This is a genomic window from Aureimonas endophytica, assembly GCF_014642635.1.
GTDB lineage: Bacteria > Pseudomonadota > Alphaproteobacteria > Rhizobiales > Rhizobiaceae > Plantimonas > Plantimonas endophytica.
Window position 1 is genome coordinate 49,334 of record NZ_BMIQ01000011.1, and the last position, 16,676, is coordinate 66,009.

The window sequence follows — 16,676 nt, forward strand, 5'->3', positions numbered from 1 at the left end:
TGCCGCGCGAGCGGGGACAAGCGGCCGGCCGATCCTAGCCGAGCAGCATCCGCACATGGTCGTTGAGGAAGCGGCCGGCGGGGTCGAGGCGGCGGCGCAAGGCGCGGAAGTCGTCGGCGCGGGGATAGAGCTCCGTCACGTCCTCGGTGTCGAGGAAATGCAGCTTGCCCCAGTGCGGCCGCGAGCCGTAGCGCCGCAGGATCGCGTCGACATCGCGCAGGTAGTCCCAATAGTCGATGCCCGGCCCGCCCGAGACGGAGAGCGTGATCGAATCCTGCCGGTGGAAGGGGCTCATCCAGGCCTCGTCGCCGGCGGTGAAGCGATATTCGATCGGATAGATGCAGTTCGTATGCTTGGTCAGCATCAGTTCGCGCACCGCCCGCACCGCCGCCTTCCCGTGCTCCACCGGCACGGCATATTCGAGCTCGTGGAAGTTCGGCACATAGTCGATCGGATAGATCTCCGACGAATAGGCGATCCGCTCGAAGGGCGATTCGAGCGCCGGCCGGTCGGTGATGTCCATCACCTTCATCTCGCAGACATCGGCCGTGGCGCGCGTCGTCGAAAGCGGCGCGTCGCGCGTGTCGGCGAGGCAGTAGAGATGGCGGCTTTCCGGCACCGGGCACCAGAAGAAGCCGAAATGGCGATGCGTCGCCGCCAGCTCGTCATGGCGCGCCATGCAGGTCTCGAAATCGTCGCGCCAGAGATGTTCGTGAAGATTGTAGGCGGGCACGGTGTCGAGCGTGATCGCCGAGATGACGCCGAGCGTGCCGAGCGAGACGCGGGAGGCGAGGAGGAGGTCCGGGTCCGAACCGTCCACCGCCAGCACCGAGCCGTCCGGCTGGACGAGGCGCAGGCCGGCGATCTGCGAGGCGAGGCAGCCGAGCGTCGCGCCGGTGCCGTGCGTGCCGGTGGTGAAGGCGCCGGCGATCGCCTGGCTGTCGATGTCGCCCTGGTTGGCGAGCGACAGGCCGAGTTCCTTCAGCGCCCGCCCCACATCGCCGATGCGCGTGCCGGCCGCGACCGTCACCCGCGTGCCGTCGACGGCAAGGACCCCGGTCATTCCCGCCAGCGACAGGCGCAGCCCCGTCGTGCCGACGACCGGCGTGAAGGAATGGCCGGAGCCGGCGACGCGGACCGGCAGGTCCAGGCGGCCCGCCTCCGCCACCATCTCGCAAAGCTCGGCCTCCTCCGTCGGCTCCGCCTTGTAGCGCGAGATGCAGGACTGGTTGCCGACCCAGTTGCGCCAGAGGCCGCCTTTCTCGAATGCCATCGTGGCCGCTTCCTCAGATGGCGGTGAAGCCGTTATCGACGAAGAGATGGGCGCCGTTGACGAAGCTCGCCTCGTCGCTGAGGAGGAACAGGGCGGCGCTCGCCACCTCTTCCGGCCGGCACATGCGCCCCTGGCCCGCCGCGATCGCCGCTTCCGAGGCGTCGACGCCGTAGCGGGTGAGCTGCTCCACCTCGCGATGGCCGTGGCTCGTCGCGATGAAGCCCGGACAGACGGCGTTGCAGCGGATGTTGCGGTCGCGGAACTCGACGCCGATCGCCCGGGCGAACATATGCACGGCGCCCTTGGTCAGATCGTAGAGCACCTCGGCCGGCGTCGCCGCCACCGCCGAGATCGAGGAAGTGCAGACGATCGCCCCGCCGCCCGCCGCGATCATGCCGGGCAGGACGGCGCGCGTCATCAGGAACATCGAGCGGACATTCACGTCCATCAGCCAGTCGTAATCCTCGTCCGTGGTCTCCAGAAAGGGCTTCACCACGATCGAGCCGGCATGGTTGAAGAGCGCGACCGGCGGGCCGAAGGCGGCGGCCGCCTTCGCCACCGCCGCGTCCACCGCCTCGCGCCTGGAGACGTCGGCCTCGGCGAAGATCGCCTCGCCGCCCTCGGCGCGGATCGCCTCGGCCAGCGCCTCGCCCTTGTCGCGCTGGCGGTCGACGATCGCCACACGCGCTCCTTCCCGGGCGAAGAGCCGCGCCGCCGCCGCGCCGCAGCCATCCGCCCCGCCGGAGACGAGCGTGCTCCGGCCCTGCAAGCGTTTCGTCATTGCGGGCGCCTCCCTTGCGCGGCCTGTCAGGCCGTCTCGCCGACGGCCGATTCCGCCACCTTGATCGCCGCCTGGCGCTTGGCGATCTCGTCGCCGATCGGCGGGCCGGCGAAGCGGCGTCGCTCGAAGACCAGCCAGACGATGCCGGCGATCACAAAGAAGCCGAGCGTGATGTAGAGCGCGTTGCCGTTCGGCGGCTGCACGCCGAGGACGAAGATCAGCACCATGGCGAGGATCGAGAGGATCGCGGCGAGGGCAAAGGCGCCCCGGCCGATGTTCCACGGGCCCATCTGCGGCCATTTGCGGCCGCCATAGGCGAGAAGGCCGGCGGCGATCGGGATGGCGAAGGAGAAGAAGAGGAAGATCACCGTGCAGGAGACGACGATCGCATAGGCCGAGGATTCGCCGAAGCTGATCAGCGAGGTGCCCCAGACGAAGAGGACCGAGAGGATCGAGCCCGTCCAGATCGCCGCGACCGGCGTGCGGAAGCGCGGGCTGACCTTGGCGAGGGCCTTCGAGGCCGGCAGCCCGCCGTCGCGCGAGAAGGCGAAGATCATGCGCGAGACCGAGGTGACGGTGGCGAGGCCGCACAGGAACTGCGCGACGAAGATCGCGGCATAGAGGATGTTGCGGATGGCGCCCGGCACCTGCGAATCCATCGCCCAGAAGAAGACGTTCCAGCCCTGCGCCGCCGCCGCGTCCATGTCCGGGATCATCAGGACGAAGGCGCAGAGGACGATATAGCCGGCGACGCTCGACCAGAGCACCGCCGAGATCATGCCGCGCGGCACGGAATTGGCGGCGTCGCGCGTTTCCTCCGACGTATGGGCCGAGGCGTCGTAGCCCGTGATCGTGTAGATCGGCAGGAGAAGGCCGAGAAGGAAGGCCCAGCCCGTCGACATTTCCGGCCAGACATTGCCGCCGGCGGCGCCCGAATAATTGTGGAAGGTGAAGAGCCGGCCAACATCCCAGGAGGGCGCGAAGGCGAGGCAGGCGAGCGCCAGCGCCACGGAGGTGACGAGGATCAGCGAGCCGGAGAAATCGGTCAGCTTCGCCGTCAGGCCGATGCCGAAATGGTTGATCAGCGCCTGGACGGCGGTGATCGCCGCGAGGAAGAGGATGCGCGTCTCGATCGTGTCGGCCATGCCGAGCATCGGACCGAAGGCGCCGAAGAAGAAGTAGTAGGTGCCGACATTGATGGCGCCGAGCACGGTGACGAGGCCGAGCAGGTTGAACCAGGCCGTCAGCCAGCCGAGGAAGCGGTTGCCGAGGATCGAGCCCCAGTGATAGAGGCCGCCGGCCGTCGGATAGGCCGAGGCGATCTGCGCCATGGCGATGGCGAAGACGGCGGACACGGCGCAGCCGATCGGCCAGCCGATGCCGATGGCCGCCCCGCCGGCGCCGGCCGTCGCCTGGGCCAGCGAGTTGATGCCGCCGGACAGGATGCAGATGATCGAGAAGGAGATGGCGAAGTTGGAGAAGCGGCTCATCCGCCGCTCCAGCTCCTGCGCATAGCCCATCGAATGCAGGGCCTGCATGTCCGTGTGCTTCTGGTCGTCCGTATAAGTGGCGGGCGGCGAGACGGTGCGGGTTGTCGACATGCGAGTTCTCCGGATTCCGCGAAGGGCTGGGACGGGCGGCGATGCCGCCGCCCGGCGGCGCCGAAGCCCCTCCCCGGCCCGGCGCCGTCCCGAGCGCCCAGTTTGGAGGCGGGTTCAAAGAAGTGGCAATGTCACCAAAGGGCTATCCGCCGGGGCGGTGCCACTGGTACGCTTCTTGCGTCCTGGAGGACGATCGAGACGGGATCGGAGGGCGAGGCGATGGGGGCAGCGGCGGAGGCCGGGCGGCCGGCGGCGATGGCGGGCGGGGCGGCGGCGGGCGGCGAATGGCTGGCCGAGATCGGCGCCGTCATCGCGCGGCTCGGCGAGCCGGATCTGCCCGAGCGGCTCGACGCGGCGCTGCGGCGCCTCGCCCCCTTCGATCTCAGCGTCATCTTCGCCTATCCGGCCGCCGGGCGGGTGCTGCATCTTCATGACGGGCTCGGCGCGCATCGGCCGGGCGCGGCGCTCGCCGCCTATCTCGACGGCGCCTATCTGCTCGATCCCTTCTACGTCGCCTGCGCCCGCCCGGTGCCGCCCGGCCTCTACCGGATGCGCGACATCGCGCCGGATGCCTTTTTCGAAGGCGAATACGTGAACAATTGGGAAGTGCATCCCTGCATCTCGATGGAGTCCGGCTCGCTGTCGGAGGAGATCGGCTATGTCGTGGAACTGCCGGGCGGGCTTCGCGCCGTTTATTCGCTGATGCGCAGCGCCGGGCAGCCGCCTTTCGACGCGGCCGAGTTCGAGCGCCTCAGCGGCGCCGAGCCGATCGTGCGCGAGGCGCTGCGCCGGCAGTTCCCGCGCCTCGCCGCCCCCGAACCCGCCGCTGCGGCGCTCGCGGGCGCGGCGGAGCCCGTGCTTGACCGGGCCTTCGCCACCTTCTGCGCCGGCCTTCTCTCGACGCGCGAGCGGATGGTGACGCAGATGGTGCTGCGCGGCCATTCCACCCATTCGGTCGCCGCGCTCTTCGGCATCGCCGAGGGCACGGTGAAGAACCACCGCAAGAGCATCTACGCCAAGCTCGGCATCGCCAGCCAGCAGGAACTCTTCAGCCTGTTCCTGACGCATGTCCTCACCGAACGAAACACCGCCGAACTCGCCGCCTGACGGGGCGGGGCCGATCGTCTCGCGCGGCAATGACGCCGCCTTCTTCTCGCTCGCGGGGAGAAGTGCCGGCAGGGCGATGAGGGGACGGCGCAGCCGAGCGGGTTTCGGAAAGTGTCCACCGCCGCAGGCCCCTCACCCGGCCCTGCGGGCCACCCTCTCCCCGCAGGGGAGAGGAAGGGCGCTCTTCCTTCTCCTGCCGTGCTGCTTCTCCCTCGCCGAAAAAGGTAGAGGCTGTGCAGCCTCCTCCTTCTCCCGAGTCGGGAGAAGGTCGCGGCAGCGGGATGAGGGAGACGTAGAGCACCAGCGTCCGCACCCACCCGCGACGCCGATGCCTGCGCCCTATGGCTCCCTCACCCGCCTGCCGGCACCCTCTCCCGGCTCGGGAGAGGGACGCGGTGGCGCCGCCCCCGCCTGTTCTACCCGGTTGCAAGAAGGCGCGGCCGCCCCACCGCCTTCTTCTCCCCTGCGGGGAGAAGTGCCGGTAGGCGATGAGGGGTCGGCGGAGCCGAGCGGGTTTGGGATAGTCTCCACCGCCGCGTGCCCCTCACCCGGCCCTGCGGGCCACCCTCTCCCCGCAGGGGAGAGGAAAGGCGCTCTTCCTACCCCGCCATGCTGCTTCTTCCGCGCCGAAAAAAGCAGAGGCCGTGCAGCCTCCTCCTTCTCCCGAATCGGGAGAAGGTCGCGGCAGCGGGATGAGGGAAGCGTAGAGCGCGCCGGCGTCCGCACTCACCCGCGACGCCGATGCCTGCGCCCTACGGCTCCCTCACCCGCCTGCCGGCACCCTCTCCCGGCTCGGGAGAGGGACGCGGTGGAGCCGCCCTCGCCTGTTCTACCCGGTTGCAAGAAGGCGCGGCCGCCCCACCGCCTTCTTCTCCCCTGCGGGGAGAAGTGCCGGCAGGCGATGAGGGGTCGGCAGAGCCGAGCGGCCCTCCGCCAGTCTCCACCGCCGCAGGCCCCTCACCCGGCCCTGCGGGCCACCCTCTCCCCGCTGGGGAGAGGAAAGGCGCTCTTCCTACCCCGCCATGCTGCTTCTTCCGCACCGAAAAAAGCAGAGGCCGTGCAGCCTCCTCCTTCTCCCGAGCCGGGAGAAGATCGCGGCAGCGGGATGAGGGAGACGTAGAGCACCAGCGTCCGCACTCACCCGCGACGCCGATGCCTGCGCCCCACGTCTCCCTCACCCGCCTGCCGGCACCCTCTCCCGGCTCGGGAGAGGGACGCGGTGGCGCGGCCTTGGGGCGTTCGGAGGCGGTGGGGCGCTTCGCTTCGCAAACGTGCGGAGGCGCGGCTTACCGCTCGCCGTGCCAGAGGCTCCGGATCGGTTCCCCGGCCGTGTCGGGCTTGGCGTCGCCGATGAAGATCACGACGGGGCCCGGCGCCGGCTTTTCCGGGTCGTGGAAGTCGAGAAGGCCGGGATGGATCGCCTGCACGAAGGCCGGCATCCGGCCGGCGCGGCGCAGGAGATGGTCGATCACCACCTGGTCGCCATGGACGGCGTTCGGCACCGCGCCGCAGGCGCCGGGCGCCATCCAACGCGCCGGATCGGCGGCGAAGGTCTCGAAGACGAAGCCGAGCTCGTCGCCGGTCCAGCGCAGGATCGCGCTCGACAGCCGGCCCTTGTGGAAATGATCCTCCATCGCGGCGAGGCCCGGCACCGTCAGCGCCGAGGCGTCGCCGGTCAGCACCGTGTCGAGGTCGAGAAGCACGACCGTGCCGGAAAAGAGCCCGGGCCGGAAGGCCTCGATCTTCGACCACCAGGCCGGCCAATCCTTGGCGAGCGGCAGGGTCTCGACGCCCGGCAGGTCGAGCGCGAGGTCGGTGAGGCAGACGAAGCGGGAGAAGCCCGGCGCGAAGCGGCGGATGCCGCGCGCCAGCCGCTCCACCCAGGCCGCGTCGTAACGGCCGCCGCTTTTCAGGACGGTGACGAGGGTCGCCATGAGACCGGAGACCGCCGCGTCAGCCGACGACCTTCAGGAGCGGCGCGGCCTCGGTCCCGGCCCCTTCCCAGAGCTCGTCGGTGAGCCGCTCCAGCCAGGCGGCGCCCTTGGCGGCGGCCTCGCCGTCGTAGAGCGGGGCGATCGCGGCCGGGTCGAGCGCCCGCGCCTTCGCCAGAAGGTCCTGCCAGGCGGCGAGATCGCTCGGCCAGGCCGGCGCGCCGACGGCGGCGCCGAGCCGCACCAGCGCCTCGGCCTTGCGCCGCTGCTCGCCAAAATAGCGCCATTCCGGCAGGACCAGGAGCCGGCGGCCGATGCGGGCGATCTCGTGCACCGTGTTGTCGCCGGCCGAGGCGATGACGAGATCGGCGGCGGCGAGATAGTCCGTCACATTCGCCACCCAGCCGAGTTCGGCGAGATTGGCGAAATCGGTCTCGTGCCCCTCGCGGTGTGTCGGACCGATCGCCAGCCAGAGCGCGTCCGGCGCGGCGCGCGCCGCGACGGTGAGCGGCGCATAGGGCGTGCCGCTGCCCCCGCCGCCGGTGACGGCGACGATGATCTCGCGCTTCGGATCGAGCCCCAGGCGGCGGCGCGCCTCGTCGCGCGTCGGCACTTCGGCGAGCGTCGTGCAGAGACCGCCGGTATAGAAGGTCTTCGCCCGGAGCGCCGCAGGATAGTCGTCCTGCTCCAGCCGCTCGTCGAAGGGCGCGAGCATGCCGACCGCCGCCTCATAGGCGCCGACATGGCCGATGTCGGCGCGGTCGCCATGCATGCGGATCTGGACGGAGGGAACGCTGGCGACGCGCGACAGAAGGCCGATCTCGGCCGAGACGTCGACGACGAAGAGGCCGCTCTGGCGATCGTCGAGATGGTCGAGGATGAGGCGCATGGTGCGGCGCATCTCGGCGAGGCCGAGCGGCACGCAATGCATCACCTGCGGCGTCGGCTCGGCATGGAGGCGTGGCGTCGGCACGGCGGCGCCGATCATGTTGGGCAGGGGCACGATTTCGATGTCGCGGGAAAAGCCGTCGAAGAGCTGCGGCCCGGCGGTGAGCATCGAGACCGGCCGGTCGCGGGCGAATTCGGCGGCGAGCGCCATCGTGCGGTTGGCGTGGCCGCGTCCCTGATGATGGACGAAGAACGAGATCGGCTTCTTCACGCGAGCGACACCTTCCGCGGGTGGGAATCTTTGCCCGCTAAGATGCGGCAGGCGCTCCCCGCGTCCATGCGGCGGAAAGCCTCTTTGCGCATGTGGCGAAGCATCGCCGGCCCCTGGCCGCCGGGCGGAACGGCCGTATCTAGGCGCGAAATCCCAACGCCCGGATGCCGCGTGCCCTCTTCCGCCCCCTCTCTCGCTCCGCCGGCCCCAGCCCTGCCGGCCCATGTCGCGATCGTCGGCAACGCACCCGGCGCGGCGCTGCCGGCCCCCGCGATCGACGCGGCGGACTGGGTGGTGCGCTTCAACAACGCGCCGGGCTTCGACGGCCGGGCGGGCCGGCGCGTCACCCATCTCGCCCTCGTCAATCACGGCGGCCAGATGCGGGAATGGCTGGCCGATCCCGGCTTTCGCGACCGTCCGGCGGTGCGCGCGGCGGAGCGCTTCCTCTTTCCCTTCGGCCGGAAGAGCGAGCCCGTCGAGGCGCAGGGCGAGGACGGCCGCGACTGGACCAAGGCGGCGCTGGCGATGCTGGCGCCGCTCGGCCGGCCGGTGGACCTTTTGCCGCCGGCGATCCCCGCCGAGGCGGGGCGGCTCCTCGCCATGCCCGAACGGCCTGTGCCGGTGCCGAGCACCGGCTTTCTCGTGACGCTGTATCTTCTCCGCAGCCTGCCGGCCGCCACGCGGATCGAGGTCTTCGGCTTCGGCTTTTCCGGCTGGGACGGCCATTCCTGGACGGCCGAGCGGCGCTGGTTCGAGGCGATGGCGGCGGCGAACCGGCTCCGTCTCCACCCGGTCGCGGGCGCGCCGGCATGAGCGAGGCGCGCTGTCCGGTCTGCGCCGCCCGCCTCTGGCAGGAGACGGCGCGGCAGCTGCGCTTTCCGGGAGAGCTGCGCTCCTATCGGTTCGCCTGCGGCTCCTGCGGCCTCCTCGCCGACGATCCGGCGGAGGCGGCAGGCGCCCGGGACGCACTCGACCGGCGCCTCGCCGCGCCCACCTTCGCCGCCGATCCCGCCCTGCCCTTCGGCCTCGACCTCTATACGCTGCGCACCGCCGCGACGCGGTTCGGCCGGCGCGCGGTACCGGGCGACGCGGCGCAGGCGGCCGCGCTGCGCGAGCCGCATGGCGCGCTCGCCGCCGTCGCCGGGCTCGCCGATCTCGATGCCGGGCTCGCGCCGCGCGTCGCGCTCGGCCTCCTCTGCCGGGCGCGGGATCTGCCGGCGCTCTGGCCGGGGCTCGCCGCCCATGCCGCCTGGACGGACGAGATCCATCTCCTTCTCGACGGCGAGGCGCCTCCCGCCCCGCCCGGTCCCGTCCCGGCGGGTCTCGCGATCCGGCTCGCCGCCCGGCCGCTCGGCGACGACTTCGCCGCCCAGCGCAACGCGCTCCAGGCGCTCGGCGGCAAGCCCTGGATGCTCCAGCTCGATGCCGACGAGACGATCGCGCCGCCGACCGGCCGGTTGCTGACCGCCCTGACCCGTCTCGCCGAGGCGAGCGGCGCCGTCTCGATCGGCCTTGCCCGGCGCAATCTCGTGGACGGAGCCCTGTCCGACCTCTTTCCCGATACGCAATATCGGCTGAACCACCGCGACATCCGCTTCGCCGGCCGGGTCCACGAGCGGCCGCAACGCGACTGGCCACAAAGCTTCATCAGCCTGCATGGACCAATCGAGCATCATCTCGGCGGCGCCCATGTCGCAGCCCGCTCGCGGCGCTACGAGGCGATCGCGCCGGGAGAGGGCCGCCTCGACGAGGAAAGCGCCCTCCGCCGGCCCTATCGCGCCTGAAAGCCGGCGATGGCCGCCGCGTAGAGCGCCAGCGTCTCGGCACCGAGCGTCGCGCGGCTGAAGCGCCCGGCGGCGGCGAGCGCCCGGTCCCGCAGCCCGGCCCGCAAGGCGGGATCGCGGAGGATCGGGCGGATCGCGTCCGCCAGCGCCGCGTCGTCGTTGCGGGCGGCCAGCCGGCCCGCCCCGGTCGCGCCGATGAAGTGGCGGGCGCTCGCATCCTCGGCGGAGGCGATCATCGGCCGGCCATAGGCCATGCCCTCCTGATAGACGAGGCCGAAGCTCTCGTAGCGCGAGGGCGCCAGCACGGCATGGGCCGCCGCATATTCGGCCTCGAGCGCCTCGGCGCCGATCCGCCCGAGCGGGCGGAGGAGCGGGCTCGCGCCCGCCGGCAGATCGCCGGGCGGCACGCCGACGAGGCGGATCTCGAAATCCGGCACCGCGCCCGCCGCCCTCTCGGCCGCGAGCAGCGCCGCCGCCGCGAGAATCGTGTCGAAGCCCTTGCGATGCTCGGCGCGGCCGACGAAGAGGAGCCGCAGCGGCGACGCCTCCGCCGGATAGGGCGCGCGGCTTCCCCGCGCCATTCGCTCCGGCGGCAGACTGAGGCCGATCACGGCATGAGGCACGGCCCCTTCCGCGAGGCCGTATTCGGCGAAGATGCGCCGGCCATGGTCTTCCGTGTTCGAGATCAGCCCGGCGCTATGCCGCGCCTGCCGCCGCTCCAGCCGGTCGGCGGCCCAGCCGTCGAACCGATCGCGCAAGGTCCGGGCCGGATCGCGCGAGAAGGCGGCGGGGGTCGAATGGCGGGTGACGACGGCCAAGGGCGCCCGGCCGGAGAGAAGCCCGGCCGGCGCATACCAGTTCGTCGCCTCCACTAGATCGAACGGCGCTCGCCGGTGCTCGGCGAGAACGGCGCGGCGAAAGGCGGCGGGCGCCGCCAGATGCCCGGCGCCGCCATAGAGCCGCAGGCGCCCGAGGCGGCTCGCCGGCGCGATGGCGCAGCCGACGATCGCCACTCCGTCCTGATGCTCGCGGCCGGTCCGGTCGAGCGTGAAGACGGTGACCTCGGCCCCCGCCGCGACGAGGCTCATGGCGATCTCCTGCGCGGCGGTGGAAAGGCCGCTCGGCGCCGGCGGATAATCCCAGGCGAGAAGGGCGACGCGCATCAGCAGCCGAGCATCCGGCTGTAAAGCGCGAGATAGCCCTCGGCCATGCGATCGGCGGTGAAGCGCTCCTCGAAGCGGCGCCGGACACCCGCCCGGTCGATCGACCCGATGCGCCGCAGGGCCGCCACCGCCTCCTCCTCCGATTCCACGATGAAGCCGGTGACGCCGTCCTCGACGATTTCCGGCACGCTGCCGCGCCGCCAGGCGATCACCGGCGTGCCGCAGGCCATGGCCTCGATCATCACCAGGCCGAAGGGCTCCGGCCAGTCGATCGGGAAGAGAAGGGCCTCGGCGCCGGCGAGCAGCGTGCCCTTGTCGCGGTCGCCGAGCGGGCCGACATAGACCGCCGTCTCCGACAGGAGCGGGCGCACCTCGCGGTCGAAATAAAGCGGATTGCCGACATCCACCGTGCCGGCGAGCCGGATCGGCCGGGCGGCGGCACGGGCGACGCGGATCGCCCGGTCCGGCCGCTTCTGGTCGGTCATGCGGCCGACGAAGGCGAGATAGCCTTCGGGCTTCGGCGAGAAGGCGTAGCGGTCGCGCTCGATGCCGTGATGCACGATGCCGGCGCGGTTCGACATGGGAATTCCATCCTCCTGCGCCGCCGAGATCGCGGCGACCGGCAGGTCGGGAAAGCGCGCGAAGAAAAGTTTCCGGTCGAGCTCGTCGACGCGCCAGTGGATCGTCGTCAGGCTGTGCCGGCGCCGCTCGCCCATCAAAACGGCATGGAAGAACTCGCCATGGCAATGGACGATGTCGAACCCGTCCAGCCGCTCGCGCAGATCCTCCAGCCGCGCCGCTTCCAGGACGGCCGGGATCGAGGGCGGCACCGTGCCGTGCTCGGCCTCCAACGCGGCGAGGCTTGGCAGGTTTCCCACAAGAGTCACATCTGTCGCACTGTCCGAAGCGGCGAACAACGTTACTTCGACTCCGAGTCGTCCAAGGGCGACCGAGAGGTCGTGAATGACCCGCTCGGTTCCGCCATGGTCTTTAGGCGGGACAGGAAATATCGTTGGGGCAACCTGAGCGACACGAAACTTGGTTGTTCTTTCGGACATCTTCGCTCCGGTTTCCGTTTCGGCGACTAAGTATCGGCTAAAGGGAGGCGGTCAATGTTCATCCTGCATTTGGCGCTTCAGGGATGCCTGCGCGGCGCGAATGTCGAATATGGCCTGACCGCCGATACGGGCGGCCATATCCGCTATCTGCTCGACCTCGTGGAGGCCTCGGCCAAGGACTCGGCCGTGTCCCGCATCGTCGTCGCGACACGCCGTTTCGACAGCGCCTTCGGGCCCGACTATGCCGCGCCGGTCGAGCGCCTGTCCGACAAGGTCGAGATCGTGCGGCTCGCCTCGCGCGATCCCGGCTATCTCGCCAAGGAACAGCTTCACACCGAGATCGCGTCCTACGCGGAAAATCTTCTCGCCTTCATCGCCGGCGAGCCGGTCCGGCCGGACCTGATCCACGCCCATTATGCCGACGCGGCCGCCGTCGCGGCCATCGTCAAGCAAAGGCTTGAGATTCCGTTCCTGTTCACCGCCCATTCGCTCGGCCGCGTGAAGGAGCGGGCCTTCGGTCGCGCCGCCTTCGGCTGCGAGGAACTGGGCCCGCGCATCGCCAGCGAGGAACTGGCCTTGCGCGAGGCCGATGCCGTGATCGCCTCCTCCCGCGACGAGGCGGAGGTGCAATATGCCGCCTATGCCGGCTACGCGCCGGGCCGCATCCGCATCCTGCCGCCGGGCAGCGATCTCGACCGCTTCGCCGGCGCCCGCGCGACGCCGGAGGTGGAGGCGATGCTCGGCCGCTTCCTGCACGCGCCGGAGAAGCCGGCGATCCTGGCGCTCGCCCGGCCCGTGCGCAAGAAGAACCTCGCCGCCCTTCTCACCGCCTATGGCGAGAGCGCAGAATTGCAGGCGCTGGCCAATCTCGTCCTCGTCGCCGGCACGCGCGCCGACTATGCCGAGCTCGACGGCGACATGGCCGAGACGATCCGCGATCTCCTGCATCTCATCGACCGCTACGATCTCTACGGCAAGGTCGCCTATCCGAAGACGCACCGGCCGGGCGACGTGCCGGGCCTCTATGCCTATGCGCGCGAGCGGCGCGGCGTCTTCGTCAATCCGGCGCTGAACGAGCCCTTCGGCCTCACGCTTCTCGAAGCCTCGGCGGTCGGCCTGCCGCTCGTCGCCACCGATTCCGGCGGGCCGAACGACATCGTGGAAATGTGCGGCAACGGGCTTCTCGTCGATCCGCGCTCGCCGAAGGCGATCGCGGACGGCATCGCCCGCATCCTGAAGGACCCGGCGCTCTGGGACCGCTTCTCCGCCGCCGGCGACGTCGCGGCGAAGGCCTATGACTGGCGGCGACATGCCGCGCGCTATCATGGCCTGGCGCGCTCGCTGCTCGACCCGAAGCCCGGCATCGCCGCGCCCGAGCAGCTTCTCATCTGCGACATCGACAATACGCTGGTCGGCTGCCGCGACTGCCTCCAGGCCTTCGGCGAATGGCGCGAGAAGCAGGACCGCCTCGCCTTCGGCGTCGCGACCGGACGTTCCTTCCACAGCGCCATGGCGATCCTCGAACAGCAGGAGACGCCGCGCCCGCAGGTGATGATCACCTCGGTCGGCTCGGAGATCTATCACCTGGAGCCGAACGGCACGACCTATGCCGAGGACGCGGACTGGCGCGCCATCGTCTCGAAGGGCTGGAACCCTGCGGCGGTGCGCGAGGCGCTGATCGATCTTCCCGGCCTCCACCCCCAGGCGCCGCTCGAACAGCGCAGCCACAAGCTCAGCTATTTCAGCGACGGCAGCCGCACGATCGTGCGGCGCGTCCGCGCCCGGCTGGAGGCGGCGGGCCTCCGCTGCTCGGTCATCCACAGTCATGCCCGCTATCTCGACGTGCTGCCGCTGCGCGCCTCCAAGGGCACGGCCGTCGATTTCGTGCGCCGCCGCTACGGCCTGTCGGAGCAGGCCGTTTTCGTCGCGGGCGATTCCGGCAACGATATCGAGATGCTGCGCACCCTGCCGCAGGCGATCATCGTCGCGAATTTCTCCGACGATCTGGCGAGCCTGCCGGCTTTGTCGCATTCCTACGTGGCGCGCGGCAAATATGCGCTCGGCATCATGGAGGGCGTCGATCATTTCCGCGGCCGGGCGATGAGCGCATGCGAACCAGCGTCCTGACCCTGGTTCGGGGCCGTCGGGCCCATCTCGCCCATCTGATGCTGAGCCTGGCCGGCCAGAGCCGCGCGCCGGACGAGCTCGTCATCGCCTGGATGCAGGACGCGCCCTTCGCCGACCTGCCGGAGCCCGGCTGCCCGGTGCGGCACGTGATGGTGCCGGGCGAGCCGATGCCGCTGGCCGCCGCCCGCAACCGCGCGGCCGAGGCGGCGGCGGGCGAGCTTCTCGTCTTTCTCGATGTCGACTGCCTCGCCTCGCCCGGCACCGTCGCGGCCTACGAGGCCGGCGCCACGGCGCGGGAGGGCCTGTTCCTCGGCGAGGTGCTCTATCTGCCGGAAGGCGCCGTCGGCGAAGCGCCCGACGTCTCGGGGCTCGACTTCCCGGCGTTGGACCGCCTCGGCCAGCGCCATCCCGCCAAGCCTCCCGTCCCGGCCGAAGGCCTGCGCGAGGAGGCGGATGCGGGCGAGCTCTGGGGCCTGTCCTTCGCGCTGCCCAAGGCGCGCTACCAGGCGGTCGGCGGCATGGACGAGGCCTTCGTCGGCTATGGCGGCGAGGAGACCGATTTCGCCGCCCGGCTCGCCGCGTCTAGCCTGCCCTTCTTCTGGACCGCCGGGGCGCGCTGCTACCACCAGCACCACCGTATCTCGGTGCCGCCGCTCCAGCATTTCGACCATATCCTGCGCAATGCCGCGCTGTTCCGCGCCCGGCACGGGCGCTGGTGCATGGATTACTGGCTCGGCCAGTTCCACGACCGGGGCCTGATCGACTGGCGGCCGGCGGACGAAACGCTGCGCCTCGTCCGACGCCCGACGCCGGAGGAGATCGCGGCGGCCGCCTGCGGTGGCGAGCGGCTGTTCAGCTGAGCCCTTGCGACAGAAATGGATCGCGACGGATCTTGACGAAACCGACACCTCCTCTACGGCAGCCGTAGTCCTGCGCCCATCGCGGCGAGAACAGGCGAAATAATCTTCTTAGCCGCAAAACGACCGCGACGAATTCCTATGTCAATTCAGAACATCCTATAGTGGCGTAGCCACCTTCTTTTGTTACAGAATGTCACATAGAACAGGCGCTTAGCGATTCGCGGCCACGCGCGACACTCTACCTCCGATAGCGTAAACCACCGTTTTCGTTGAGGTTTCCGCCTTTGCCCGATGAAGCCGGCATTAGGGGTTGCGGCGTTACAAAAAAGCTGTGGGGAGAACCACGGCTTTGTTCACAAAATACTTCCAGGACCGCTCGGGCAATTTCGCCATCATCGGCGCGCTCGCGCTGCTGCCGATGGTCTTCGGCGCCGGCTTCATGATCGACGGCACGCGCTGGTACGCGTCCCAGGCGGCCCTCCAGAGCGCGGCCGATCTCACCAGCCTCGCCCTCGCGGCCTCGCCGGAACAGGATCTCGGCAAGCTGCGGCTGAAGGCCGAGAAGTTCCTGAAGACCAATCTGAAGAACGCCAAGGTCGGCGACATCACCATCGACAGTTTCGAGGGCAGCGCCGAGTTCATCAAGCTGAAGGTGTCCGGCACGATCCCCGCGACGCTGATGGCCATGGCCGGCTACGACCGGCTGAAAAGCTCGGCCTATGTCGAGGCCAAGCGCGCGCCGGTGCAATATCTCGAAATCGCGCTGGTGCTCGACAATACCTATTCGATGAGCGCGACCATGCCGAGCGGCCAGACGCGGATGGACGTCCTCAAGATCGCCTCGACCAATCTCGTCTCCACCCTGCTGCCCAATCCGGACGACGCGGTAGAAATCGCGCTCGTCCCCTATGCGGCCAATGTGAATGTCGGGGTGAAGAACCGGACCAAGCCCTGGATCTCGGTCGCCGACGACTATTCGAAGACCACGACCACGGCCGGGAAATGCACGAACCAGCCGGAAACCAAGAGTTGCTCGAAATACGAGTCCGTCGCCTGCACCAAGTATAACGACGGCATTCCCTATGCCTCGACCTGCAGTACCGGCGTCTGCCTGCAATACAAGACGACGCCGGCGCAATATACCTGCACCACGGACTCGACCAGCACCACGAACTACAAGTGGAACGGCTGCATCGGCTCGCGCAAGGGTGCGGGCAACAACGTGAACGACCTCAATCCCTCCATTCCCTATCCGGGCTTTCTCGACACGGGCACTCGGCAATGCATGACCGAGATGACGGAACTGACCGACGACAAGGCCCTGCTCCTCGCCGGCATCAAGGCGATGAGCTTCGGCGGCGGCAGCTACATCCCGCAGACCTACATGCCGGCCGGCCTGATCTGGGGGCAGAACGCCCTGTCGCCGGTGGCGCCCTTCGAGGGGGCGCAAAGCTACGACCCGCAGAACAAGAATCCGCGCAAGGTCCTCATCCTGATGACCGACGGCGACAACACGATGAAGATGAACAGCGACGGCTCGCATGCGAACATCGTCGGCAACGGCGCGACGAAGACGGCCAAGCAGACCGACGCGGCGGCGGTCGCCAAGACCAACGCCGATTCCCAGAAGATCTGCGACTACGCCAAGTCGAACAAGATCGAGATCTTCTCCGTCGCCTTCATGGTCAACGACCCAGACGCCAAGACGCTGCTCCAGAACTGCGCCGCCGACCGCAATCACTATTACGACGCCAGCAATTCCGAACAGCTGATCGCCTCCTTCGACGGGATCGCGCGCTCGATCAGCCAGGTTCGCATCGCCGAATAGGAAG

The 16,676-nt window shown here is 69.8% G+C and carries 13 protein-coding genes; 6 read left to right on the forward strand and 7 right to left on the reverse strand.

All coding sequences use genetic code 11. The annotated features are described in order from the left end of the window. Positions 1-34 precede the first annotated feature (34 nt). The 3 genes from IEY14_RS23785 to IEY14_RS23795 are packed head-to-tail and all read right to left on the reverse strand — an operon-like array spanning position 35 to position 3,655. Complete coding sequence (locus tag IEY14_RS23785) at positions 35-1,273, reverse strand: D-arabinono-1,4-lactone oxidase (RefSeq protein ID WP_188913011.1); 1,239 nt, start codon at positions 1,271-1,273, stop codon at positions 35-37. A 13-nt stretch (positions 1,274-1,286) separates the two neighbouring features. Next, complete coding sequence (locus tag IEY14_RS23790) at positions 1,287-2,054, reverse strand: SDR family NAD(P)-dependent oxidoreductase (protein WP_188913012.1); 768 nt, start codon at positions 2,052-2,054, stop codon at positions 1,287-1,289. A gap of 26 nt (positions 2,055-2,080) precedes the next feature. Next, a complete protein-coding gene (locus IEY14_RS23795) occupies positions 2,081-3,655 on the reverse strand; it encodes an amino acid permease (protein ID WP_188913013.1) in 1,575 nt (524 codons plus the stop codon). Between the two features lie 219 nt (positions 3,656-3,874). Between IEY14_RS23795 and IEY14_RS23800 the strand changes: the two genes are divergently transcribed. Continuing rightward, positions 3,875-4,762: a helix-turn-helix transcriptional regulator gene (locus tag IEY14_RS23800; protein WP_188913014.1), complete on the forward strand. Its 888-nt coding sequence runs from the start codon at positions 3,875-3,877 to the stop codon at positions 4,760-4,762. Positions 4,763-6,048: 1,286 nt separating this feature from the next. Here the strand turns inward: IEY14_RS23800 and IEY14_RS23805 are convergent. Together IEY14_RS23805 and IEY14_RS23810 are read right to left on the reverse strand one after the other, a co-directional pair. Beyond that, a complete protein-coding gene (locus IEY14_RS23805; protein ID WP_188913015.1) occupies positions 6,049-6,696 on the reverse strand; it encodes a hypothetical protein in 648 nt (215 codons plus the stop codon). A 19-nt stretch (positions 6,697-6,715) separates the two neighbouring features. Then, positions 6,716-7,852 carry a glycosyltransferase gene (locus IEY14_RS23810; protein WP_188913016.1) on the reverse strand — a complete coding sequence of 379 codons (1,137 nt, stop codon included), beginning with the start codon at positions 7,850-7,852 and terminating at the stop codon, positions 6,716-6,718. A 171-nt stretch (positions 7,853-8,023) separates the two neighbouring features. Here IEY14_RS23810 and IEY14_RS23815 point away from each other — a divergent pair, with 171 nt between their 5' ends. Next, positions 8,024-8,665, forward strand: a complete 642-nt coding sequence (locus tag IEY14_RS23815; RefSeq protein WP_188913017.1) for a glycosyltransferase family 29 protein — start codon at positions 8,024-8,026, stop codon at positions 8,663-8,665. Then, positions 8,662-9,636 carry a glycosyltransferase family protein gene (locus tag IEY14_RS23820; RefSeq protein WP_188913018.1) on the forward strand — a complete coding sequence of 325 codons (975 nt, stop codon included), beginning with the start codon at positions 8,662-8,664 and terminating at the stop codon, positions 9,634-9,636. The genes IEY14_RS23815 and IEY14_RS23820 overlap by 4 nt, the downstream gene beginning before the upstream one ends. Here IEY14_RS23820 and IEY14_RS23825 read toward each other — a convergent pair. Beyond that, complete coding sequence (locus IEY14_RS23825) at positions 9,624-10,799, reverse strand: glycosyltransferase family 4 protein (RefSeq protein WP_188913020.1); 1,176 nt, start codon at positions 10,797-10,799, stop codon at positions 9,624-9,626. The genes IEY14_RS23820 and IEY14_RS23825 overlap by 13 nt on opposite strands. Next, positions 10,799-11,857, reverse strand: a complete 1,059-nt coding sequence (locus tag IEY14_RS23830) for a glycosyltransferase family 4 protein (protein ID WP_188913022.1) — start codon at positions 11,855-11,857, stop codon at positions 10,799-10,801. Before IEY14_RS23830 ends, IEY14_RS23825 begins: the two co-directional genes overlap by 1 nt. 54 nt (positions 11,858-11,911) lie before the next feature. Between IEY14_RS23830 and IEY14_RS23835 the strand changes: the two genes are divergently transcribed. The 3 genes from IEY14_RS23835 to IEY14_RS23845 all read left to right on the forward strand — a co-directional run bounded on the left by IEY14_RS23835 (position 11,912) and on the right by IEY14_RS23845 (position 16,672). Beyond that, on the forward strand, positions 11,912-13,984 hold the full coding sequence (locus IEY14_RS23835; protein WP_188913024.1) for an HAD-IIB family hydrolase: 2,073 nt from the start codon (positions 11,912-11,914) through the stop codon (positions 13,982-13,984). Beyond that, positions 13,966-14,844, forward strand: a complete 879-nt coding sequence (locus tag IEY14_RS23840) for a glycosyltransferase family 2 protein (RefSeq protein WP_188913026.1) — start codon at positions 13,966-13,968, stop codon at positions 14,842-14,844. Before IEY14_RS23835 ends, IEY14_RS23840 begins: the two co-directional genes overlap by 19 nt. Before the next feature lie 349 nt (positions 14,845-15,193). Beyond that, positions 15,194-16,672, forward strand: coding sequence for a pilus assembly protein TadG-related protein (locus IEY14_RS23845; RefSeq protein ID WP_188913028.1), 1,479 nt, complete (start codon positions 15,194-15,196; stop codon positions 16,670-16,672). Positions 16,673-16,676: the final 4 nt, after the last annotated feature.